This is a genomic window from Rhizobium sp. 05N49, from assembly GCF_056396805.1.
Map to the genome: position 1 here is coordinate 281,644 of NZ_JBFTME010000008.1, position 20,179 is coordinate 301,822.

At 60.7% G+C, this 20,179-nt stretch carries 23 protein-coding genes and 2 pseudogenes; 12 read left to right on the top strand and 13 right to left on the bottom strand.

Annotation, left to right across the window (positions count from 1 at the left end; translation table 11 throughout):
* Nucleotides 1-135 precede the first annotated feature (135 nt).
* Together AC1DF8_RS18450 and AC1DF8_RS18455 are read right to left on the bottom strand one after the other, a co-directional pair.
* Nucleotides 136-1,344, bottom strand: coding sequence for an ROK family protein (locus AC1DF8_RS18450; protein ID WP_478154387.1), 1,209 nt, complete (start codon nucleotides 1,342-1,344; stop codon nucleotides 136-138).
* Between the two features lie 72 nt (nucleotides 1,345-1,416).
* Nucleotides 1,417-1,581 (bottom strand): hypothetical protein, encoded by a 165-nt coding sequence (locus AC1DF8_RS18455; protein WP_478154428.1) that lies wholly within the window; start codon nucleotides 1,579-1,581, stop codon nucleotides 1,417-1,419.
* Here AC1DF8_RS18455 and AC1DF8_RS18460 point away from each other — a divergent pair.
* The 8 genes and pseudogenes from AC1DF8_RS18460 to AC1DF8_RS18495 all read left to right on the top strand — a co-directional run bounded on the left by AC1DF8_RS18460 (nucleotide 1,562) and on the right by AC1DF8_RS18495 (nucleotide 10,735).
* Nucleotides 1,562-2,791, top strand: coding sequence for an ABC transporter substrate-binding protein (locus AC1DF8_RS18460; protein ID WP_478154388.1), 1,230 nt, complete (start codon nucleotides 1,562-1,564; stop codon nucleotides 2,789-2,791). The two genes, AC1DF8_RS18455 and AC1DF8_RS18460, sit on opposite strands and share 20 nt — an antisense overlap.
* Nucleotides 2,792-2,860: 69 nt before the next feature.
* Entirely contained in the window at nucleotides 2,861-3,745 is an 885-nt protein-coding gene (locus tag AC1DF8_RS18465; protein WP_112971469.1) for a carbohydrate ABC transporter permease, read from the top strand.
* Entirely contained in the window at nucleotides 3,745-4,596 is an 852-nt protein-coding gene (locus tag AC1DF8_RS18470) for a carbohydrate ABC transporter permease (RefSeq protein ID WP_478154389.1), read from the top strand. Before AC1DF8_RS18465 ends, AC1DF8_RS18470 begins: the two co-directional genes overlap by 1 nt.
* A 52-nt stretch (nucleotides 4,597-4,648) precedes the next feature.
* The gene (locus AC1DF8_RS18475) at nucleotides 4,649-5,791 is read left to right on the top strand and encodes an ABC transporter ATP-binding protein (RefSeq protein WP_478154390.1); all 1,143 of its coding nucleotides are present in this window, start codon (nucleotides 4,649-4,651) and stop codon (nucleotides 5,789-5,791) included.
* A gap of 17 nt (nucleotides 5,792-5,808) precedes the next feature.
* Entirely contained in the window at nucleotides 5,809-7,947 is a 2,139-nt protein-coding gene (locus tag AC1DF8_RS18480) for a beta-galactosidase (protein ID WP_478154391.1), read from the top strand.
* 48 nt (nucleotides 7,948-7,995) lie between these two features.
* On the top strand, nucleotides 7,996-10,053 hold the full coding sequence (locus AC1DF8_RS18485; protein ID WP_478154392.1) for an aldo/keto reductase: 2,058 nt from the start codon (nucleotides 7,996-7,998) through the stop codon (nucleotides 10,051-10,053).
* An 11-nt stretch (nucleotides 10,054-10,064) separates the two neighbouring features.
* Nucleotides 10,065-10,374, top strand: a pseudogene (locus AC1DF8_RS18490) (ThuA domain-containing protein); the annotation flags it as partial.
* On the top strand, nucleotides 10,307-10,735 hold the full coding sequence (locus AC1DF8_RS18495; protein WP_162732831.1) for a hypothetical protein: 429 nt from the start codon (nucleotides 10,307-10,309) through the stop codon (nucleotides 10,733-10,735). The pseudogene AC1DF8_RS18490 and the gene AC1DF8_RS18495, both read left to right, overlap by 68 nt.
* 296 nt (nucleotides 10,736-11,031) lie before the next feature.
* Here AC1DF8_RS18495 and AC1DF8_RS18500 read toward each other — a convergent pair whose 3' ends face one another.
* Nucleotides 11,032-11,286, bottom strand: a complete 255-nt coding sequence (locus tag AC1DF8_RS18500; protein ID WP_478154393.1) for a hypothetical protein — start codon at nucleotides 11,284-11,286, stop codon at nucleotides 11,032-11,034.
* Nucleotides 11,287-11,435: 149 nt separating this feature from the next.
* On the opposite strand from AC1DF8_RS18500, the pseudogene AC1DF8_RS18505 reads away from it, so the two are divergent.
* Both AC1DF8_RS18505 and AC1DF8_RS18510 read left to right on the top strand, forming a co-directional pair.
* Nucleotides 11,436-11,561 (top strand): annotated as a pseudogene (locus AC1DF8_RS18505) (AraC family transcriptional regulator); the annotation flags it as partial.
* Nucleotides 11,562-11,605: 44 nt separating this feature from the next.
* Nucleotides 11,606-11,980, top strand: a complete 375-nt coding sequence (locus AC1DF8_RS18510; protein WP_112547013.1) for a VOC family protein — start codon at nucleotides 11,606-11,608, stop codon at nucleotides 11,978-11,980.
* A 262-nt stretch (nucleotides 11,981-12,242) separates the two neighbouring features.
* On the opposite strand, the gene AC1DF8_RS18515 is transcribed toward AC1DF8_RS18510, so the two are convergent.
* The 9 genes from AC1DF8_RS18515 to ubiT all read right to left on the bottom strand — a co-directional run bounded on the left by AC1DF8_RS18515 (nucleotide 12,243) and on the right by ubiT (nucleotide 17,272).
* The gene (locus AC1DF8_RS18515; RefSeq protein ID WP_478154394.1) at nucleotides 12,243-12,413 is read right to left on the bottom strand and encodes a hypothetical protein; all 171 of its coding nucleotides are present in this window, start codon (nucleotides 12,411-12,413) and stop codon (nucleotides 12,243-12,245) included.
* A 204-nt stretch (nucleotides 12,414-12,617) separates the two neighbouring features.
* The gene (locus tag AC1DF8_RS18520) at nucleotides 12,618-13,220 is read right to left on the bottom strand and encodes a LysE family translocator (protein ID WP_478154395.1); all 603 of its coding nucleotides are present in this window, start codon (nucleotides 13,218-13,220) and stop codon (nucleotides 12,618-12,620) included.
* Between the two features lie 323 nt (nucleotides 13,221-13,543).
* A complete protein-coding gene (locus AC1DF8_RS18525; protein ID WP_478154396.1) occupies nucleotides 13,544-13,939 on the bottom strand; it encodes a hypothetical protein in 396 nt (131 codons plus the stop codon).
* 42 nt (nucleotides 13,940-13,981) lie between these two features.
* A complete protein-coding gene (locus tag AC1DF8_RS18530; protein WP_112547047.1) occupies nucleotides 13,982-14,164 on the bottom strand; it encodes a twin-arginine translocase TatA/TatE family subunit in 183 nt (60 codons plus the stop codon).
* Between the two features lie 111 nt (nucleotides 14,165-14,275).
* Nucleotides 14,276-14,482 carry a hypothetical protein gene (locus AC1DF8_RS18535; protein WP_113204057.1) on the bottom strand — a complete coding sequence of 69 codons (207 nt, stop codon included), beginning with the start codon at nucleotides 14,480-14,482 and terminating at the stop codon, nucleotides 14,276-14,278.
* The gene (locus AC1DF8_RS18540) at nucleotides 14,479-14,901 is read right to left on the bottom strand and encodes a hypothetical protein (RefSeq protein WP_112547009.1); all 423 of its coding nucleotides are present in this window, start codon (nucleotides 14,899-14,901) and stop codon (nucleotides 14,479-14,481) included. The genes AC1DF8_RS18535 and AC1DF8_RS18540 overlap by 4 nt, the downstream gene beginning before the upstream one ends.
* Nucleotides 14,898-15,815: a ubiquinone anaerobic biosynthesis protein UbiV gene (gene ubiV, locus AC1DF8_RS18545; RefSeq protein ID WP_478154397.1), complete on the bottom strand. Its 918-nt coding sequence runs from the start codon at nucleotides 15,813-15,815 to the stop codon at nucleotides 14,898-14,900. The genes AC1DF8_RS18540 and ubiV overlap by 4 nt, the downstream gene beginning before the upstream one ends.
* A gap of 3 nt (nucleotides 15,816-15,818) precedes the next feature.
* A complete protein-coding gene (gene ubiU / locus AC1DF8_RS18550; RefSeq protein ID WP_478154398.1) occupies nucleotides 15,819-16,796 on the bottom strand; it encodes a ubiquinone anaerobic biosynthesis protein UbiU in 978 nt (325 codons plus the stop codon).
* Nucleotides 16,787-17,272: a ubiquinone anaerobic biosynthesis accessory factor UbiT gene (gene ubiT / locus AC1DF8_RS18555; protein WP_478154399.1), complete on the bottom strand. Its 486-nt coding sequence runs from the start codon at nucleotides 17,270-17,272 to the stop codon at nucleotides 16,787-16,789. Before ubiT ends, ubiU begins: the two co-directional genes overlap by 10 nt.
* A gap of 122 nt (nucleotides 17,273-17,394) precedes the next feature.
* Between ubiT and AC1DF8_RS18560 the strand changes: the two genes are divergently transcribed.
* Together AC1DF8_RS18560 and AC1DF8_RS18565 are read left to right on the top strand one after the other, a co-directional pair.
* Nucleotides 17,395-18,903: a UbiD family decarboxylase gene (locus AC1DF8_RS18560; RefSeq protein ID WP_478154400.1), complete on the top strand. Its 1,509-nt coding sequence runs from the start codon at nucleotides 17,395-17,397 to the stop codon at nucleotides 18,901-18,903.
* On the top strand, nucleotides 18,887-19,525 hold the full coding sequence (locus AC1DF8_RS18565) for a UbiX family flavin prenyltransferase (protein WP_478154401.1): 639 nt from the start codon (nucleotides 18,887-18,889) through the stop codon (nucleotides 19,523-19,525). Before AC1DF8_RS18560 ends, AC1DF8_RS18565 begins: the two co-directional genes overlap by 17 nt.
* Here AC1DF8_RS18565 and AC1DF8_RS18570 read toward each other — a convergent pair.
* The gene (locus AC1DF8_RS18570; protein WP_478154402.1) at nucleotides 19,480-20,160 is read right to left on the bottom strand and encodes an NnrU family protein; all 681 of its coding nucleotides are present in this window, start codon (nucleotides 20,158-20,160) and stop codon (nucleotides 19,480-19,482) included. The genes AC1DF8_RS18565 and AC1DF8_RS18570 overlap by 46 nt on opposite strands.
* Nucleotides 20,161-20,179 lie beyond the last annotated feature (19 nt).

Sequence of the window (20,179 nt, forward strand, 5' to 3'; positions counted from 1 at the left end):
ACAGCTCGCTGATCGCAGCCACCGTGCCGAACTCGCTCAGCAGATGGAGCTGAAGCGGTCGCTCTTGCGCACCAAGACTTTAGGGTTGAGACTGTAGACGGGCGTCCTCGCCCGTCCTAATTCGGGAACTGTACCCTACGATGCCCGCGCCGGTCCGTACCCATTCTCGCCGATACCAGTAATGCCGCCGGACGACTCGAAGTCGAACATTCGCTGCGTGACGAGCGCAGCGGCACCTCTCGCCCACGAATTGTCCTCCCAGTCCGGAAGGATTGGAGGGGGGCTGCGAAAGGTGCGCAGCGAAAAGGCTTCACGTAACGGCGCCAGGAAATATTCTCCGAGCGAAACCGCTTCGCCTCCAGCGACAATCACTTCCGGGTCGGTGACGTTGACGAGGTTTGCGAGCGCCGTGCCGATCCCGCGGCCAGCCTCACCGACAATGGCAACCGCGGCCGGATCCTCGGCAACCAGTGCCTGGCGCAATTCGGGTGCGCCGAGGTCCTCACCTCCGCCTCTTGCCTCTTTCCATCGTCGCAGGATCGATGTTTCGGAATGATAGGCCATCAGACAGCCGCGCTTGCCACACTCGCAAAGTCGTCCGTTTTCTTCAAAAAGCGTGTGGCCAAATTTGCCGGCCGCGCCATTGGCACCGCGATAGAGCTTTCCCTCGATGACGAGGGCGCAGCTTATGCCGACGCCGACCGCCAGCACCGCCATGTTGCGATGCTGGCGTCCAAGACCGAAAAGCTGCTGGGCGATCGCATAGGCATTCGTGTCGTCCTCCAGCCAGACGGGGACGTTGACTCGCCGGGCAAGCAGCGAGGCGAGGGGGACGTTGTCCCAGTTGAACCGATGGCTTCTGACGCAGATCGTCTGTTCGTGATTGATGACGCCCGGCATCGATATGCCGATGCCGGCGATTTTTGCTTGCGGGCGTTCGGCAAGCCCAATCAGCCGTGGTACTGTCACCGCCAGCAGATCGGCGACATCATCGGGTGCCTTGCTTGGCATCGGGATGCGGATCGCGGCGATGGGGTTTGTCGCGAGATCAGTTGCAACGCACTCCACTGTATCGGCCATCAGCTTAAAGCCGATCGCCACCGCATGATCGTAGTCAATTTGCACCGGTGTCGGCCGACGGCCGGTAGAACCGGAGACTGCCTTTCCCTCGATGACAACACCTTCTCCCATCAGATCTGCGACAACAAACGTAACGGCGGCAGGACTGAGCTGAGTTATCGTCGCGAGTTCTGCGCGGCTCTTTGGCCCGTCTTGTCTGAGCAGGTTCAGGATCAGACGGCGGTTCATGGCCCTGGCGGTCGTCTGGTCACTTTTGAGCTTCACGGCAGAGTTTCTTTATTTTTTAAATAAACTATTGCGACCCTGTCTGATCTATGCATAAATTTGCCCCGTCGATCAACTCGGAATGAAGCGGTCGGCACGTTGAATGCCCGGCGTCTCCGTTTTGGAGGACGGCCGCCGGGACGTGTTGATCAGCTCAACTGGGAGGAATTCAAGGGCATTTTCCAAGCATTTTACATCGACCACACGACGAACCTTTTTGAAGAGTGCCGGCGTCATGTCCGCCGCCGCGGTCGCAGGCAGTTTTCCGATTCCGGCCATTGCCCAGGCCCAGGAAATCAATGTGATTTCGGCCGAAAGCAACGGCAAGGCGCTCGAGGCCCTGAAAAAGATCGCAGAAGACTTCGGCAAGCAGGCCGGGACCAAGGTCGTCATCAACAATATGGACCACGAGGCCCACAAGACCGCGATCCGCAACTATCTGACTGCCGGCGCGCCTGATGTCTGCTTCTGGTTTTCAGGCAACCGCATGCGCGCCTTCGTCAAGCGCGGCCTCTTCGACGACATTTCTGATCTGTTCGAGAAGGAAAAGTACAAGGACGTGCTCGGTGCCAGCACCGGCGCCGTCACAGTCGACAACAAGCAATACGGCCTGCCGACCGGTGGCACGCTCTGGGGGCAGTTCTATCGCAAGGACGTCTTCGACCAGAACGGGCTGACGGTGCCGACGACGGCAGATGAATTTGCCGCCTATTGCGATAAGGCGAAGGGTGCCGGCCTAACGCCGATCGCCATCGGTACGAAGGAGCTCTGGCCTGCCGCCGGCTGGTTCGACCAGATGAACCTGCGCATCAATGGTCTCGACAAGCACATGGCGCTGATGGACGGCCAGATGAGCTATCTCGATCCGGCCTTGACGCCTGTCTTTGACCAGTGGGAAGCGATGATCAAGAAGGAAGTGTTCACGCCGAATCACACGTCCTTCGGCTGGCAGGAGGCTGCGGCCCTGCTTGCCCAGAAGAAGGCCGGGATGATGAATCTCGGAGCGTTCCTGAGGGCGGCCTTCACCGAGGCGGATCTGCCGCAGCTGTCTTTCGCACCATTCCCGACGCTTGACGCCAGCGTTCCGCGCTTTGAGGAATTCTCGCTAAACTCGGTCCATATCCCGGCAAATGGCAAGAACAAGCAGGGCGCGCGTGAATTCCTCGCCTATTTCTACAAGCCAGAAAACCTTGCGACCTATCTGGAACCGGGCGGCAATGTGCCGCCGCGCAGCGACCTGCCGCCAAGCAAGGATCCGCTGGTCAACGCGGCGGTGGAATCCCTCAAGCAGGTGAAGGGCACTTCGCAATATTACGACCGCGACAGTGATCCTGATATGGCCCAGGCGGGTCTCGTCGGCTTCCAGGAATTCATGGCCAAGCCTGAGCGTCGGCAGGCGATCCTGCAGCGCCTAGAAGGCACGCGCAAGCGTATCTACAAGATCTAGTTCTCCTCCCGACGACCGGGGAGCGGAATTGCGGTTCCGCTCCCTCATTTCCTCTAGAGGTTCTGGACAATGTTGATGTTATGGCGCCGCCAGCGATGGTGGCTCACCCCGACTTTGCTGATCGCTCCCGCGATCCTCCTGTTTTTTACGGTCATTCTTCTGTCGGCCGTCCGCAGTCTCTGGATCAGCCTGCATGACTGGGACGGGATGGGGCCGATGACGTGGATCGGCTTTGGCAACTACGTCGAGCTCTACAATGACCCGCAATTCTACACGTCGCTGAAGAACAATCTGATCTGGCTCATCATGTTCATGGCGGCACCGCCGCTCGGGCTGGCCATCGCGCTGCTCGTCAATCAGAAGATCCGCGGCATGCGCTTCCTGAAGTCGCTGTTCTTCATCCCGCTGGTGCTCGCCTCGGTGACGGTCGGCGTCGTCTTTACGTGGGTCTATACGCCGGAATTCGGGCTGCTTGCCCTGATCTTCAAGGCGTTCGGAGCGACCGCGCCCGCCGTGCTTTCCGATGAACATTTCGTCACCTTCGCGATCGTCATCGCAGCGCTCTGGCCGCAGGTCACCTTCTGCATGGTGCTCTATCTCGCCGGCCTCAACAATCTGAGCGAAGAGCTGATCGGTGCGGGGCGCGTCGATGGCGCCCGAGGCTGGAACATGCTCTGGCATATCGTCTTGCCGCAACTGACCCAGGTGACCTTCATCGCCATTGCGGTCACTGTCGTCGGCGCACTTCGCTCCTTCGACATGGTGTCGGTGATGACGCGCGGCGGACCGTTCGGCTCCTCATCGGTGCTTGCCTATCAGATGTTCGAGCAATCGATCTTTTCCTACCGGTTCGGCTATGGCGCGGCGATCGCATCGGTCCTCTTCGTGATCATGGCGGCCTTCATCATCTGGTATCTGTCGCGGATCGTCCGCACGGAAGAAAGGGGCGGCTGATGTATCCTCGTCCAATTCCGGAGACGGCCGTCTGGCAACGCCGCCTCTACTTCCTCGCCGTCCTCGTCGTCCTTCTCCTCTGGCTCTGCCCGCTCTTTGCGATCATCCTGACGTCGTTCCGCTCGACGAGCGATGTCATGGGCGGCAACCTGTGGGGCTGGCCGACGGAGTTCGGTCTGATCGACAACTATAGAGCCGTCTTCACCCAGACGCCGATGGCACAGTATTTCATCAACAGCCTGACGATCACGATCCCCTCGGTTATAGGCGTCCTCGTCCTGAGCACGCTCTCTGGCTTCGTGCTTTCCCGGTATCGATTTCCCGGCAACATGCTGATCTTCGCGCTCTTCGTCGGTGGCAACTTCCTGCCGCACCAGATTATGATGATCCCGGTGCGCGATCTGATGGTCAGGCTCGATCTGATCGACACGACGACGGCACTGATCATCTTTCACGTCGCCTTCCAGACGGGTTTTGCCACCCTCTTCATGCGCAATTTCATCGCCGCATTGCCCGATGAACTCTTCCAGGCTGCAAGGGCTGAAGGCGCAAGTCCCTTCCAGACCCTCATCCATGTCGCTGTGCCGCTGGTGCGCCCAGCACTTGCGGCACTCGCAATCCTGCTCTTCACCTTCATCTGGAACGATTATTTCTGGGCCGTCGTGCTGACGGTCAGCGATTCCGTCAAGCCGGTGACGGCGGGCCTTGCCAATCTTCGCGGCGAATGGGTCTCGGCCTGGAACCGCATCTCGGCAGGAACGATCGTCGTCGCCGTGCCACCGGTCGTGATGTTCTTCCTGATGCAGCGCCACTTCATCGCGGGCCTGACGATGGGAGCGGTCAAGGGATGACTGCCTCCACGAACCCGCACCTTAGATCTCGAAAAGCAGAGAGCCAGGAAGCATGACCAGCCTCGAACTGCGACAGATAAACAAGAATTACGGCGCCTATCACGCCTTGCGCGGCATCAATCTTTCGGTGGAGGAAGGCGAGTTCATCGTCATGGTCGGCCCGTCGGGCTGCGGCAAGTCGACCCTCTTGAAGACGATCGCCGGTCTCGAAGGCATCACCTCCGGCGAGATCCGCATCAACGGACGCGACGTCAGCCGCGAGGAACCTGGCGACCGCGGCATTGCCATGGTCTTCCAGTCTTATGCGCTCTATCCGCATATGACGGTCGCCGAGAATATGGGCTTCGGCCTCCGTATGGCCAAGCGGCCGAAAGCGGAGATCGACGCTGCGGTGGCCCGCGCCGCCAGGATCCTGCGCATCACCGACCAGCTCGACAAACGCCCCAAGCAGCTCTCCGGCGGCCAGCGCCAGCGTGTTGCAATCGGACGGGCGATCACCCGTTCGCCCGAGGTCTTCCTGTTCGACGAGCCGCTGTCGAATCTCGATGCGGCGCTGCGCACGCAGATGCGTGTAGAGCTTTCGAGCCTGCATGCCGAGCTCGGTGCAACGATGGTCTATGTCACCCACGACCAGGTCGAGGCCATGACAATGGCAAGCCGGATCGTCGTCCTGAACCAGGGCATCATCGAGCAGGTGGGCTCGCCTCTCGAGCTCTATCGCAATCCCGACAATCTGTTCGTCGCGGGCTTCCTCGGGGCGCCGCGCATGAACTTTCTTTCCGTCACGGTCGACGGCGTGTCGGGCCACGAGATCCGCGTTTCCGCGCCGGGCCTTGCACCATTGACAGTCGAACTGTCGGAACCCTCAGCGCTCGCGAAAGGTACGGAACTGACGCTCGGTGTACGTCCCGAAACCATCTCCGTGGTCTCCGACGGGCAGCCGGGGGCCTTGAACGGCGTGGTGCGTCTCGTCGAGCATCTGGGTCGGGAGACGATCCTCTACGTCGATGCCGGCGAACTCAGGACCGTCGCTTCGGAAAGCGGGACGGGAAATATCACGGTTCAGTTGAGCTATGTCGCGCCCTTCAAGGCCGATCAGTCGGTGACGCTCAAGCTCGATCCGACCGAACTCTATCTCTTCGCGCCGGATGGCGGACGCACGATCAGCGCCCGCAAGGCAATCATCGACAAATAGCAATCAGGATCCTCGCCGTGTCTGAACAGAAATCTGCGACAATTTCCGCCTGGAACCCGGTCAAGACCGATCGATTCCTCGTTGGCGCCCCTCACTATCCCGAGCATGTCGACGAGAGCTACTGGGAGCGCGACGCCGAGCGCATGGCCAAGGCCGGCTTCAATGTCGTGCGAATGGCCGAATTCGCCTGGCATATTCTCGAACCCGAACTCGGGCGCTTCGATTTCGACCTGTTCGACCGGGCGATCGCCGTTCTTGCTCGCCACGGCATCGATACGATCATGTGCACGCCGACGGCGACCCCGCCACGCTGGCTGACGGCCGCCCATCCCGAAATCCTGCGCGTGGACGGGAAGGGGCGGTCAATGAGCCACGGGTCGCGCCAGCATTGCGATACGGCAAGCCCGGTGTTTCGCGAGCATAGCCGCCGCATTACGAGGGCAATGTCCGAACACTATCGCGACAATCCCCATGTCGTCGGCTGGCAGACCGACAACGAGCTTAACACGAGCATGCCGGAGAGTTTCTCAAAGGCGACACTCAGCGAATTCCAATCATATCTTTCGGACAAATACGGCACGATCGACAAGCTCAATCACGCCTGGGGCGGAGATTTCTGGGCAACCGCCTATCAGGGTTTCGACCAGGTCGTGCTGCCGATCGAATTCGGGCCGACCTTTCCAAGCCCCGGCCATCTCCAGGACTACCATCGCTTCCTGGCCTTTTCGACGGCCCGCTTCCAGCACGACCAGGTCGAGATCCTACGCGCCGTCAAATCGTCCTGGTTCGTCTTCCACAACCTTGGAGGCCTGCGCGACATCGATTTCCGCGGACAGTTCACCACTGATCTCGATTTCGTCGGCTACGACATCTATCCGCTACTCTATGACGAGTTCCAGCGCATCGGCAATCACGCCAAGGTCCAGGCGCTTCATCTCGACATCTGCCGCGGATTTTCGGGCAACTACATCGTGCCCGAACAGCAGTCGAACTTCGGCAGCCAGCCGGGCTTCTGCACGCTGACGCCGGAACCTGGAGAGATGCGGCGCATGGCGATGTCTTCGGTTGCCCGCGGTGCGGACGGCTTGATGTTCTTCCGCTGGCGTCCCGCCCATTTCGGCGCCGAGATCTACTGGATGGGTATCATCGATCACGACGACGTCCCGCGCCACCGCTACGAGGAGGCGAAACAGTTCGCCACCGAGATGACGGCGCTGCAGGACAAGATCCTCGGCACCTATGTGCGCATGGACGTTGGCATCGCCGGGTCGGATTTCGACAACCAGGAGGCCCACAAGACCTATCCGATCGGCTTGCCAAGCCCGCAGGACGATGCGGTCCTGCTTCACCAGTATTGCTATGATCGCGGCATTGCCTGCGGCTTCATCCATCCGGAAGACGATCTTTCGAAGCTGAAGCTTCTCTATGTGCCGCACTGGGTGATGTGGAAGGACGAATGGACCGAGCGGCTGAAGGCCTTCGCGGAGAAGGGCGGTACCGTCGTGGTCGGCGCCCGCACGGGAACCCGCGACGAGAACAATCACGTCATCAGGCAGACCGCACCTGGAACTTCGCTTTCGAAACTGACGGGTGTGCAGGTGGAGGATTTCGGACGGCTTGCCGCACCCGGGGCGAAGGGCCTCTTCGACGTCATGGAGCGCTCCGGCGGTCTGGTCGTGCCTCCGAACAGACCCGCGGAATCCCATCGCCGCGAACGTCGCTTCAAAATCGGCAATCGTGAACTGACGGCCGGTTATTTCTACGAAAACCTGACCGTCGACGCCGGCGTCGAGACGATCGCGGTCTGGTCCAACCGCTACGCCGACGGAATGGCGATGGCAACCTCAAACACCGTCGGCAAAGGCCGGGTCGTCTATCTCGGCACCTATCTCACGCCGGACCTGACGGAGGCACTATCGGAGCGCCTGTTTGGCGAGGCCGGTATCGAACCGCTAATCGCCGACCTGCCGGAGGGCGTCGAAGTCACGATGCGGATGAACGCAGATCGCCGGCTTCTCTTCATCCAGAATTACACGGACAAGCCGACCGTCCTGTCACATGTTGCGGCCGGGGTCGATCTGCTCGATGCCGGCAAGCCGGTCGATGGTCACCTCTCACTCGAGGGCTACGGCTGCGCCGTGGTCCAGCTTTCCTAGACATACCGCGCTGCCAACGCCAACCGACCTGAAGGTTAGGAATACGAGATGACCGATATGGATAGAATTCGCTGGGGCATCCTTGGCCCCGGCAGGATCGCTGGCGACTTCTTTGCAGGTGTCGCGCAATCGAGGACAGGCCGGGTAGATGCAATTGCCACTCGCGACACGGGCCGAGCAGGCCTTGCCGAGCGCTTCCCCGGTGCACGGATACTCGAGGGCTACGAGGCGCTCCTAGCAGACGGGGAAATCGATGCGGTCTATATTGCGACACCGCATCCGACGCATGCGGAATGGGCAATCAAGGCAGCAAGGGCCGGAAAACATGTGCTCTGCGAGAAGCCGATCGGCCTGTCGGCAGCAGAGGCGGAAGCCATGCAGACGGCCGCGCGCGAGGCCGGTACCTTCCTCGGCGAAGCCTATATGTACAGGCTGCACCCGTTGACGCTGAAGCTGATCGAGCTTCTCAAGGCCAAGGCGATCGGCGATGTCCGCATGATCAAGTCGAGCTTCGGTTTTGCCAAGCCGTTCGAACAGGAGCACCGGCTGTTTGCCAATGATCTTGCCGGTGGCGGCATTCTCGATGTCGGCGGCTATCCCGTCTCGATGGCAAGGCTGATCGCCGGCATCCACGAGGCGGGCGGCATCCTCGAGCCGGACCAGGTCTTCGGCGTCGGGCATCTCGGCTCAACCGGCATCGACGAATGGAGTGCGGCCATCCTGCGTTTCCCGAACGGCATCATTGCTGAAGTTGCCTGTTCGGTCTCACTTGTCCAGGACAACGTGCTGCGGATCTTCGGGACTGCCGGATCGATCGAGATCGATCATTTCTGGTTTGCCGCTGGCAAACAGGGCGGCACTGCGGTCATCAGGCTCTTCGATGCAGCCGGAAAACGGCACGACATCGACGTCGACGAGCCGCGGCACGTCTACAGTTTCGAGGTGGATGCGGCGGCCGAGGCGATCCGCGCAGGGCGACGGGAATTCGCCTATCCAGGCATGTCGGCTGCCGACACGCTCGGCAATCTCAAGGTCATGGACAAGTGGCGCGCCGCCATCGGACTTGAATATGCGCTGGAAACGCCGGCCGTCAGAACGAGGACGCTGACCGGGGAACAGCTCCGCCGCAAGGATGTGATCGTTCCGAGAGGGCATATTGACGGGGTGGAAAAGGAGACATCGATGCTGGCTCTCGGCATGATGCTGTTTTCGACCTTCCCGGCAGCCTCGATCGCTCTCGATGCATTCTTCGAAGCCGGCGGCAATCTCATCGACTCCGCCTTCCAGTATGGGGGCGGCACGCAGGACCGGCTGATTGGCGAATGGGTTCGCAGCAGAGGCGTCAGGGGCGAGGTAGTGATCATCGAAAAGGGGGCGCATTCGCCGCTCTGCTATCCCGATGTGATCGCCAAACAGCTGACCACCAGCCTGGAGCGGATGCAGACCGACCATGTCGACGTCTATTTCATGCATCGCGACAATCCCGACGTGCCCGTCGGCGAGTTCGTCGATGCCATGGATGCGGAGGTGAAGGCCGGCCGCATTCGCGGACCGATCGGCGGATCGAACTGGACGCGGGAACGCATGGACGAAGCGATCGCCTATGCCGAACGAACCGGCAAGACCAGACCAAGCGTGCTGTCCAACAACTTCTCGCTGGCCGAGATGGTCGATCCGGTCTGGGCGGGTTGCATCGCTTCTTCCGACGCCGGCTGGAAGAGCTGGTTGAGGGAGCGACGGGTCACAAACTTTGCCTGGTCGAGCCAGGCACGCGGCTTCTTTACGGACAGATCCGGGCCACGGAAATTCGATGATCGGGACCTCGCTCGCGCCTGGTATTCCGACCTGAATTTTCAGCGTAAGGGCCGCGCAGAAGAGCTCGGCAGGCGCCTTGGCAAGGATCCGATCCAGATCGCGCTCGCCTATGTCCTCAATCAACCCTGGCCGGTCATTCCTCTGATTGGGCCGGCAAGCCTCGCAGAGCTTCGCCACAGCCTTGCAGCCTCCGCCATCCAACTGTCCCCCGAAGACGTGCGGTGGCTGGAAGATGGGGCTGGGGACGCGACCGCGGAAGCAATGCAAGGCATCGGCCGGGCCGCTCACTGAGGAGTTCTACGATGCGCGAAGCACTTATCGTTTGGGACGGCTGGATCGGGCATGAGCCGGAGCAATGCGCTGCAATCGTCAAGGACATGTTGGAAGGTGAAGGATTTTCGGTCGCTGTCGAAACGGCGACAAGCGTCTTTGCCAGCGAAGCGATGTATGATTTCAGCCTGGTCGTCCCGATCATCACCATGTCGAAGATCGAAAAGGACGAGGTTGCTCCCGCCTATCGAGCGCAATTGTGGGGGTGTCGGCCTTGCTGGATACCATGGCGGAGCGGGAGACAGCTTCCGTGAATCAACGGAATACCAGTTCATTGACGGTGCTGCGCTGCGAAAGTGACATCTCAGTTGCGAAAAACGATGGCGGTACAGTGTCTGTAAAATTTCCGGGGAGTGATGATGCGCTGACTGCAAAGTTCACCGGCGCGGCAGCCGAAGCGACGGGTTTTGATGCCGTGCTTGCCGGCAGCTCGCTCACTATCAAGCCGAAGACAGAGATTTCGCGCGATAGGCCGGTACCGGGTCCAACGCGCGCCGCCGATAATGACGCCGGCCCAAGGCGGATAGAGCTGACGCTCGCAGGGCCGAGCTATTGCGAGCGGGTTATCCGGATCCTGGGTGAAGTGGATCCGCCATCGATGCTTTTCGAAGCAAGCTTGCACGGAAACTCGGCWTTGTCGTGAGGAAATCGTCGAACAAAACGACCGGGGGTCGTTGACCTGACTTTCGGTGGAGAAAGGGTGATGGAACGATTTTCGTCGCAGCAATGGCGGAAGCGGCAAGACCTGACTGGCCGGAGAGCTGGCGGCGAAGCTCCGGCTTCCGCTCACTCATCTGGACGATCCACTGGTTACCTAATTCATGAGAGCGCCCACGTGACAGGTTGTCGACCATCGCCGCTATCGGCCTAAAGCTGCCAACCATGTGGACGCTGCGGCTCTGACGAATCGTTCGGGATAGCCACGGGTGTTACGATTGCTTAATGCGGGGTGATGTCGGATGAAGTAATCCACACCCGTCCATCATAGGCCAGTTCAYCGTCCGAGAACTTGCGATCGGCGATGCCCTCATAAACTTGAAGGCACTGGAGGAGGCCTTGCATGATGTCGCCTTCACCGGCAGGCATGGCATCGTCGGTGATGCAGACGGCCTGATGTAGGTTTCCTTCCGTCATGATTAGAATTGCATGACCGCCATAAAGGCGAATTTTCCCTGGCACTGTCACGAGCGACATGGCGTCCTCCTCGAAAATTGCCGGACACTGTTGCTTCTCTTTCCGGAAGCTAGGGAGCTATGGTTAATGAAAGGTTAACGCTTATCAAGTCCGCAATCAGGAGAGCCTGCCACCCTACAAGGTCGAAGCTGAATTTGCCGCAGAAGAAGGCGCCTTCGACGGTTCAGCAGGTATCCGCCGACCTCGGGTACGAATCCATCTCTGCGTTTATCACCACGGTCAAGAAAGCGCTCGGCGCGTCGCCAGCAAAATATTTAAGAAACTTCGACCGATAACAGGCAGGAATCAGATTACACAAGCATCCCACAGGAGATGAAGCATGTTCACGCACGTCATGATCGGCAGCAACGACTTGGAGCGGGCCAGAAGCTTCTACGACGCGACGTTCGCGGCGTTAGGCGGCAAGCCCGGCGAGATGGATGCGAGAGGGCGGCTGATCTATGCACACGAAGGCGGCCGGCTGATGATCACGAAACCGATCGATGGGAAGCCTGCGACCGCGGCCAATGGTGGAACGATCGGTATCGTCGCCGCGAGCCGCGACCACGTTCTAGCGTGGCATGCTGCCGGTACCGCGCATGGAGGCACGGCAATAGAGAGCCCACCTTCGGAGCGTCCGAACGGGGCATTCGTGGCATATCTTCGCGATCCTGACGGCAACAAGCTGAGTGCGAGGTCTCAACCGGCGAAATGACAGGCCGTGGATGGTCTGGTGGACAGCGATTGATTGTTGGAGGCGGGCAGGCGCGCAGCTTCAGCTCCGGGCCGTTTTGTGCCGGGTTCCGCTTTTGGCCGCAGAGGTGGACGACCTGGAGCCGATTCTTTCAGTCACAACCCCGGAACCTCTGACTGGCGCAATTGTCGGTTGCCGCATGGAAAACTCCTCATTACCGCCGGCGACGCCGGCCAATGCGGGATACCCCGGCGTTCCCGCCGGGGCTGCTTTCCTTCAAAACCTATTTCTTGCCAACCCAAACCTCCGGATAGCCGGGCAGATCCTGGCAGCCGCCAAGGCTGGAGTCTAACGGCGGCATGCGCTCGTCGATATAGCTTGCCAGCGTATCCTGCGTGATCGCCGGCTGAGGCAGGATCCATTCCGGACCCGGCACCTGTTTGCCGTCGAGCACATCAAGAGCGCTGAGGATCGCTGTCCGCCACTGGTAGGTCGGATAGGATGGGCCGATTGCCGTCAGCTTGTCCTTTTGCCATTTGCGCAGGAGGTAGTGTTGGTCTTCGCCGCTGATGACAGGACAGGGCAGGCCGTCTAATCGCCGACCAAGACGTCGAACCTCGCAACCGACTGCGGTGTTCCAGATGCCGCCCTGAAAAACTCAGATCGCTCTCAGGTCCAATAAGGCGCCGACGGCAAGGATCACGGCGAAGGCAACCAATGCTGCGCAACCACACTGCCGCGTAAGTGTTGGCATCTGCGCATGGTGTCCAACAATGAGACTGCCAAGGCCTAGCCAGATCGCTGAGGTCACCGCCACGCAGCAGGCGAATGTCGCCATAACGGCAGGTACGCCGGCTTGGACAGCGGGCACGAGGGAGAGGCCGATAATGACGGCCTTCGGATTGAGCAGCGTGGTGATGAAGAGTGGACCGAGGCTGAGCCTGTTACGGCCGCCCGATCGTGCCGGAGCCCATAGCTTGAGCGCAAGATAAAGAACCCAGATCGCCGAAATCAGCTTGACGATGCTGGCGATGGTCGGATGGCCATGAAGGAGCGGAGCGGCGATCCCTGACACCGGAACGATGATTGCGAAATAAGCGAGCAAGACTGCAGAGATAAGCGATAGGAACCGCCGGAACGTCAGGGCTGTCGACGCCAAGGCGAGAACCGCATTGGTTGGGCCGGGGAGGATCAACAGCGATAAGACGGCGAGTGCGAATGTCGGCAGGTTCATCAGATCCGGTCCTCGATTGTCTGCCACCCTTTCTCATGGATTCTGACGGATCGTTTTGATCTGTATCAGTTCGAGGACCGCGCCAGGCGGATCGAGGTTGATCGAGGACGAACTCCCAGAGGGCGATAGCATTTCGCCGGTCATGGAGAGACATGCGCTCCCCGTTTTGCCGAGCAGCTTCTCCAGCCATGCTCCTGAGAGAGATCTATCAAGCACCCGAAGACACGTTCTGCATCTCTGACGATCTTTCAAAGGCGCCATGTCTCAATCGCAACCGCGCGAACGAATGAGAACTGCTCGAGACCGAGCTTCGCGATATCGCGCGATCAGGACGAAGCCGTCTCGGGAAACTATGCGCCCACGAAGCGTTCGCGCTTTTCTGCCGAAGCGCGTAGCCGGGGTGTAGGTTCGGTCGGGCGGGGAGCGGGGGTGATGGTGCCGACATCATGCCATGTCCACAGCGGTTCTGACTGTGAATGACCGCGGCGCCAGCGCCTTACGTCGGTTGCTGTGACGACCAGCGTTTCCGCCCGCCTCCGGTCGCATTTGCCATAGGCGAGCGCAATTTCGCAAAAGTTATGCTGGAACTGGAAAAGCCGCGCCTCGCTCGCGCGCGGTGGCGATGCAACACTCAACAGCGATCGCCTGGTGACGATCAACTGCCTGATCTGGTCCGCGATTTGAAGATCGATTCGACCGCATTTTTCTGCGTCGTCGAACCGAGCCGAGATGATCGCGTAGTCCATCATGCGCTCTCCCGGCATCCAGCACAGTTGTGTCGGTCGGGATCAAGGCCGATCTGCATCGCCGTGCCTGTCCTTTCCGCTGACCTGCTCGTCGTCGAATCCCTTCCTGAAGGCCCGGATGCCATGTGCCACGTCGCCCATGAGTTCTGGGATCCTGCCGCGTCCAAACAGGATGAGGACGATGGCAAGGACGATTAGCCAATGCCAGGTGCTAAAACTTCCCATTCCGATCACTCCTTGCAATATGATGAGCATAAACCATTAGCCTCGACCGTGATTGATCTGGCGCAAATGCGATGATGTCGGTGACAATACCGATCGACCACTGGCCGGCTTTCACGGATGTGGCCCCCCGCCCGCCTCATTGACGCCAATACGCAGACCGTTCAGTTGGTCGCCGGCAGTCGGCTCCGGCGCGAGGGTCGGCCGTGTCTGCAGGAGAAACATTTCGAGAGCTGCGCGCGATTCCCCGCCGGGCGAGCCGCCAGAGCTTATGACCTCGAGCACGTCGACGTGCCGATCCCGGCGGTTTTCTGCCTTCATGATGGAATTTCCCCGGCCTCTTTCGCGAGAAGGGTTTGCTGGGCACCAAGAATGTCTCGCCGATTGGCGACGAAGGCTCTGAGAAGCTGAGAGCCCATTCTTGCCTGCTTTGCCACATCGTCGAAAATCAGAGCCGCTTCCTCGATCTCGCCGATTTCGGAGGCAGGTCCAAACTGCTCGAGTTCCTTCAGAAGTTCCAGGAGCGTGCCGACCTTCGTTTTTTGGCGCAGCGCCGACATGAACAGCTCCTGCACGACGGCGGCTCTTTGTCTTGGAACCAGATGCGCGAGCAATTCACCGATGATGAGGGTGCAGTTGCAGTCGGAATCCGGGTCCTTCGCAAAAGCCTTTATCTGACGCAGAGCAGAGAAGATCCGTCTGTCGCCGGGAGCGTCGCTTTCCGACAGTCTCATCTTCATTGTGCCAAATCCTTTGCGTTTCTCAGGCGCGCGACCCATTCCGCGCCGCTCTTGCCGTGGTGAAACCCGTTCGATAGCGGAATGTCCGGATAGAGATCGCGCAGCCTGTTCAGCGCCTGCCCGGGCTCGATTGCTCCATTCAGCATCCCGCGAAAAGTCGAGGATACTTCGACCATGTCGCAGGTCTGCGGCGACAGCCGAAGCGAACTGACACCCTGTGCCGTCCATTCGTCGGATCGCTCGAGCAGCGCCTGACAGGTATGCGACAGCGTCTGCACGCCGTTCAGGGCGAGAAAGGGCTGGCCTGAAATGGTGTTGACCGTGATGCCATCAGGATCCTCCTGGCAGACGAACTGGCAATTGTCCTTGGTTCGCCCTTTCGAGCGGGCGTGAGCGCAGCGCGCGGAGATGGCGAGCGGCATGCGGCCGAAGGCGAAGACTTCTAGATCCAGATCGGGACAGGTCCGGGCAATGGCGGCGACGGAAGAGGCCGGAAGTTCCGGCGGCAGGCAGATCGCCGTCGCACCATTGGATGCCAGAACGCGTGCTGTCGCTGCATTATAGACATTGATGAACGGTCCAACGGCGTGCGGCCGTCCCTTCAGAAGATAGAGGGCGGAGAGATCATTGGCCTCGACGAGCCTGACATCCTCCTGAGCGAGTGCCCTTTGATAATTCGCCTCGCGATCGAGCGTAACAAGCGCCAGTGTCGAGAGCCTGACCTCTTTTCCTGCTGCCTCCAGCCGCTCGATGACGACAGCAAGTTCGGCCTCCATGAAATGCAGGCGCTTCGAGCAGATCGTCTCGCCGATAACGACGACATCCACAGGCGCTTCGTCGGCGATCGCGAAATAGAAGTCGCGCCATCGGTCGGTCGGCCAGAGATATTGGAGCGGGCCAAGTGTCAGCTTCATCTCTTACCTCCACCGCTTCTCATAGGCGCCATGCGTCGTCTCCAGTCCCTCGCTGAGGGCCTTGAGGCGGGCCATGAGTGCGGGACGATCGGCGGGTGCGGCTTCCATCGTGGCGCGGAGCGTCGAAACGACCTGCGAGATATAAGCCTTGCCGCGTTGGCGCCCCTCTACCTTCAGCGCTGTGACACCGGCTGCCTGGAGTTCGTCCAGCTGGTCCATGACATCGAGAGAAACCGGGTCCTCGAAGGCGTAGGTCTTGCTCTTGCCGATTTCGAAGCGCCCCTTGCAGAGGGTTGGATAGCCGGCCGGTTCCTTCTCGGAGAACCTGTTGATCGTAAACCCGCCCAGTTCCGATACCATGTCGGTGCCCTCCTGCCGGTAGCGAACGTGGCTTGCCGGCGAGCAGACGCCGTTCATGTTGGGTGATTTTCCGGTGGCGTAGGAGGAAAGCGAGCAGCGTCCCTCCGCCATGACGCAGAGGCCGCCGAAGACGAAGACTTCAAGTTCGCAGGGCACGTGACGGGCGATGCGGGCAATGTCGGCGACCGTCAGGGTTCGGGGAAGGACAACGCGCGCTGCGCCAAAACTTTCGACCAGATAGGCAAGAGCATCCGGATTGGAGGCCGAAGCCTGCACGGAAATATGCAGGCGTTGATGCGGATGACGTTCGGCAACATGGGCCATCAGCCCGAAATCGGCGACGATCAGCGCGTCGGCCCTGGCATCGGTTGCTTCCTGCGCCCGGCGATACCAGAGATCTTCCCGCCCTGCCGTCATGAATGTGTTCAGTGCCACGAACGTCTTGACGCCTCGGGCGCGGGCATATGAAACGGCCTCTCTGAGCTCCTGCAGATCAAAATTCAAACCTGGGAAGTTTCTGGCGTTCGTTTCGTCGCGAAAGCCGCAATAAACCGCGTCCGCACCCGCATCTACGGCCTCTCTGAAGGACGAGGGGGTTCCTGCTGGGCATATCAGTTCCATCTGGCACCTTCGGCTTTGAGCGCACGGCGCCGGATGGATGAGAGTGTCGCCATCACGGGACGGCGAATTGGCCCCGACATGTCTCCGGCCAGTTTCACCAGATCGATTCCGCTGTCGTCGAGCGCATTTCGAAGTGCGAGCACAGCTTCCATATTGCCTGTCACGGCAAGCTTGCGGGCAAAGAAGACGGCATCACCATCCAGGCGGCCCTCGGCAAGCCCGAGCATCAGGAGCAGGGGGCCACTGATCCTGGCGTCCGCTTCCGGCGCGCGCCCGCGCCGGAAGGTTCGGATACTGCCTCCGGCAGGCCGGATCACGAACTCGAAGGCAAGGTCCGAGGGAGCAAAGCCAAAACACAAATATCGATAATCCCCGAGCCGGTCGAAGAGCCGGGGGTGGGATTTGAGCACCTGCTCGAACAGCAGGGATGCGGCGCGGGCCGCGATCGGCAACGGCACAATACCGGCCGCGGTCATCAAGCGGGATGGAACAAGCATTGAGGCCTCTTCTCGTGAGAGTGGCACCCTAGGGCCTGTCGCATTCGCCCTGTTTGTTTTGAGACAAAGACAGGAGCGGTTTCCTCGCCGATTGCATCCCCATGCTAAATGATGCGCCCAAGTTCAAACGTCATGCCGACCTGCAATCCTTCATTCGCGAGCTCGAGCAGCGCCGGCTGCTTCTGTCGATCGACGAACCCGTGTCGCTCGTCCACGAGCTGACGGCACTGCATCAGCATGTCCTTGAGGAAAACGGGCCGGCCCTTCTCATAAAGGCACCGATAGACGCCGATGGACGGCGCAGCCCTATCCCGGTGCTCGTCAATCTGTTCGGCACCAGGGAACGCATAGAGCTTGGTTTCGGGGTCGGGCAGGGCGGTCTCGGACGACTGGCAGAGGATCTCGCCGATCTTCGAAACCCTTCCGCGCCGAAGTCGCTTGCAGACGCCTTGAGCAAGCTGTCGCTGCTCACGGCCGCAAGTCGCATGCGGCCGAGGCATCGACGCACAGCCCTGTCGCAGGAGGTGGTCTACCGTGGAGCCGATATCGATACCGGCATGCTTCCAGTCCAATGGTGCTGGCCGGGCGAACCGGCCCCTCTGGTGACCTGGCCGCTGGTGATAACCTGCGACCCCGACGATCCTGACGACGTCAACGTCGGCATCTACCGGATGCAGGTTCGCGACCGCTCCTCCCTGATCGTGCGTTGGCTTGCCCATCGCGGCGGCGCAAAGCACTTCCGCCAATGGCAGCGACGCGGTCAGGACATGCCAGTGGCGATCGCAATCGGCGCCGACCCTGCGACGCTGCTTGCCGCTGTCATGCCCCTGCCCGAAGGAGTGAGCGAACTGAACTTCGCCGGTCTTCTGCGTGGCGCGCGCACGCAGGTCGTCAGCGCTCTGACCGTGCCGCTCGACGTACCGGCCTGCGCCGAGATCATTCTGGAGGGGCACGTGTCGATCGATGAGACTGCGCCTGAAGGCCCCTACGGCGACCACACCGGTTATTACAACAGCGTCGAACCCTTTCCGATCGTCCGGTTGAGCGCCATCACCACCCGCCGCTCGCCGATTTACCTTTCGACCTATACCGGCCGCCCGCCGGACGAGCCTTCCAGGCTAGGGGAGGCGATGACAGAGCTGTTCGTCCCTATCCTGCGGCGACAATTTCCTGAAATCTGCGATCTCTGGCTGCCGCCGGAGGCCTGCTCCTACCGCACTGCGGTCGTCTCCATCGACAAGCGGTATCCGGGACAGGCGCGCAGGGTGATGATGGGGCTCTGGTCGATGCTGCCGCAGTTCAACTACACCAAGCTGATCATCGTGGTCGATGCCGACATCGGCGTGAGGAGCTGGGAGGATGTCATGTGGGCCGTGTCCACGCGGTTCGACGCGTCGCGTGACCTGACGGTCCTCGAAAACACGCCGATCGATTATCTCGATTTCGCGTCACCTCGAGCGGGTCTCGGAACGAAGATGGGCCTCGACGCCACCCGCAAGATCGGGCCGGAGAGCGACCGCGAATGGGGTCGCGAACTGCGCATGCCGCCAGACATTGCGGCGCGCGCAGCAACAACATGGGAAAGGATCAAACGTGACATCGTTTCATGAGCAGCGCGACGTCGTACTGGCGGTTACTGGAGCCTCAGGCGCGGCTATTGGCCTTGCTGTCCTCGATCTCTTGTGCGGGCTCGGCGTGCGGGTCCATCTCGTCGTCACGCAAAGCGGCAAGCGGACCCTTTTGCACGAGGCTGGGGCCGACGCCCATGACGGGATGCTGCCAAAGGCCTACAGAAGCTACGACAATGGCGATATCGGTGCGACTATCGCCAGCGGCTCGTTTCCTGTCGCGGGAATGATCGTTGCGCCTTGCTCGATGAAGACGCTGGCCGCAATTTCAACCGGTCTTTCCAGCAGCCTCGTGGCGCGTGCTGCCGACGTCCAACTCAAGGAGAGACGGCGGCTCGTGCTGATGACGCGAGAGACGCCGTTGCATCTCGGGCATCTGCGCAACATGACATCCGTTACCGAAATGGGCGGGATCGTGATGCCGCCGGTCCCCGCCTTCTACAATCGCCCGCAGTCGGTGCAGGAGATCGTAGATCACCTTGCCCGTCGCGCCGTCGATCTCCTGGGCCTGCCGGTCGCGCCGCTGGCAAGCGCCTGGTCCGGCGAGGCGGACTTCAATCAGCCGAAGACGGAAATCGGGTCGGCGCCGAAGAGCAGGGCGTGACCGCCCGCAAGGAGCAGCCAGGCGACCAGCGCGATCGTGGCCACCGCTGCTGCCACAAGCGCCGTGTCCGATTTCGGCCGGACCCCGGAAACAAACGCCGCCAGGGGCCAGACGGATGTCTGCGCGGCATAGACCTCCCAGTGAGCGCCGAGACGCTTTCTCGCCCGGCGCTCGGCCATCGGAATGCCGGCGAGTGCGAAAAGCCCGAGACCTCCGAACAAGAGAAGCGAACGCAAGTCCCCGTTGGCGACGACATGGCCGAGTGCCCAGAGAGCAAATCCCCATTGCACGGGATGTCGGGTGATTTGCGAAACCGCTCCGGCCGGCCCCGCCGAGCGGATCGATATGGACAGGGGATTTGCGCTCATCAGACCGGCAAGCACGAGAAAACACCCGACCGGCGCGAGCAGGAAGGTCATCGCCGCATGCCAGGGACGCAGCTCCCACAGCGGGACATAGTCGAGGGCAAGTGCTGCGGAAAAGAGCCAGACCAGCGCCGCGAGCGAGACAACGGAATAGGCAAGGATATAGGTCGGCTTGCCGATCGACCGGATGATACGAAGGCGAATATTCGGGATCGCCGGGATCGAATGCAGCATGAGAAAGACACCAAACGCGCTGACGAACTGGATCACGTGATTTTCCCCTTTGGCG

Coding starts and splice junctions, on each gene's coding strand:
- AC1DF8_RS18525 (WP_478154396.1), bottom strand. CDS start 13,939: ATGGACTACGCGATCATCTCGGCTCGGTTCGACGACGCAGAAAAATGC.
- AC1DF8_RS18535 (WP_113204057.1), bottom strand. CDS start 14,482: ATGAAGGCAGAAAACCGCCGGGATCGGCACGTCGACGTGCTCGAGGTC.
- ubiT (WP_478154399.1), bottom strand. CDS start 17,272: ATGACCGCGGCCGGTATTGTGCCGTTGCCGATCGCGGCCCGCGCCGCA.
- AC1DF8_RS18455 (WP_478154428.1), bottom strand. CDS start 1,581: ATGACGCCGGCACTCTTCAAAAAGGTTCGTCGTGTGGTCGATGTAAAA.
- ubiV (WP_478154397.1), bottom strand. CDS start 15,815: ATGAAGCTGACACTTGGCCCGCTCCAATATCTCTGGCCGACCGACCGA.
- AC1DF8_RS18510 (WP_112547013.1), top strand. CDS start 11,606: ATGTTCACGCACGTCATGATCGGCAGCAACGACTTGGAGCGGGCCAGA.
- AC1DF8_RS18540 (WP_112547009.1), bottom strand. CDS start 14,901: ATGAAGATGAGACTGTCGGAAAGCGACGCTCCCGGCGACAGACGGATC.
- ubiU (WP_478154398.1), bottom strand. CDS start 16,796: ATGGAACTGATATGCCCAGCAGGAACCCCCTCGTCCTTCAGAGAGGCC.
- AC1DF8_RS18530 (WP_112547047.1), bottom strand. CDS start 14,164: ATGGGAAGTTTTAGCACCTGGCATTGGCTAATCGTCCTTGCCATCGTC.
- AC1DF8_RS18485 (WP_478154392.1), top strand. CDS start 7,996: ATGACCGATATGGATAGAATTCGCTGGGGCATCCTTGGCCCCGGCAGG.
- AC1DF8_RS18465 (WP_112971469.1), top strand. CDS start 2,861: ATGTTGATGTTATGGCGCCGCCAGCGATGGTGGCTCACCCCGACTTTG.
- AC1DF8_RS18475 (WP_478154390.1), top strand. CDS start 4,649: ATGACCAGCCTCGAACTGCGACAGATAAACAAGAATTACGGCGCCTAT.
- AC1DF8_RS18560 (WP_478154400.1), top strand. CDS start 17,395: ATGCTAAATGATGCGCCCAAGTTCAAACGTCATGCCGACCTGCAATCC.
- AC1DF8_RS18470 (WP_478154389.1), top strand. CDS start 3,745: ATGTATCCTCGTCCAATTCCGGAGACGGCCGTCTGGCAACGCCGCCTC.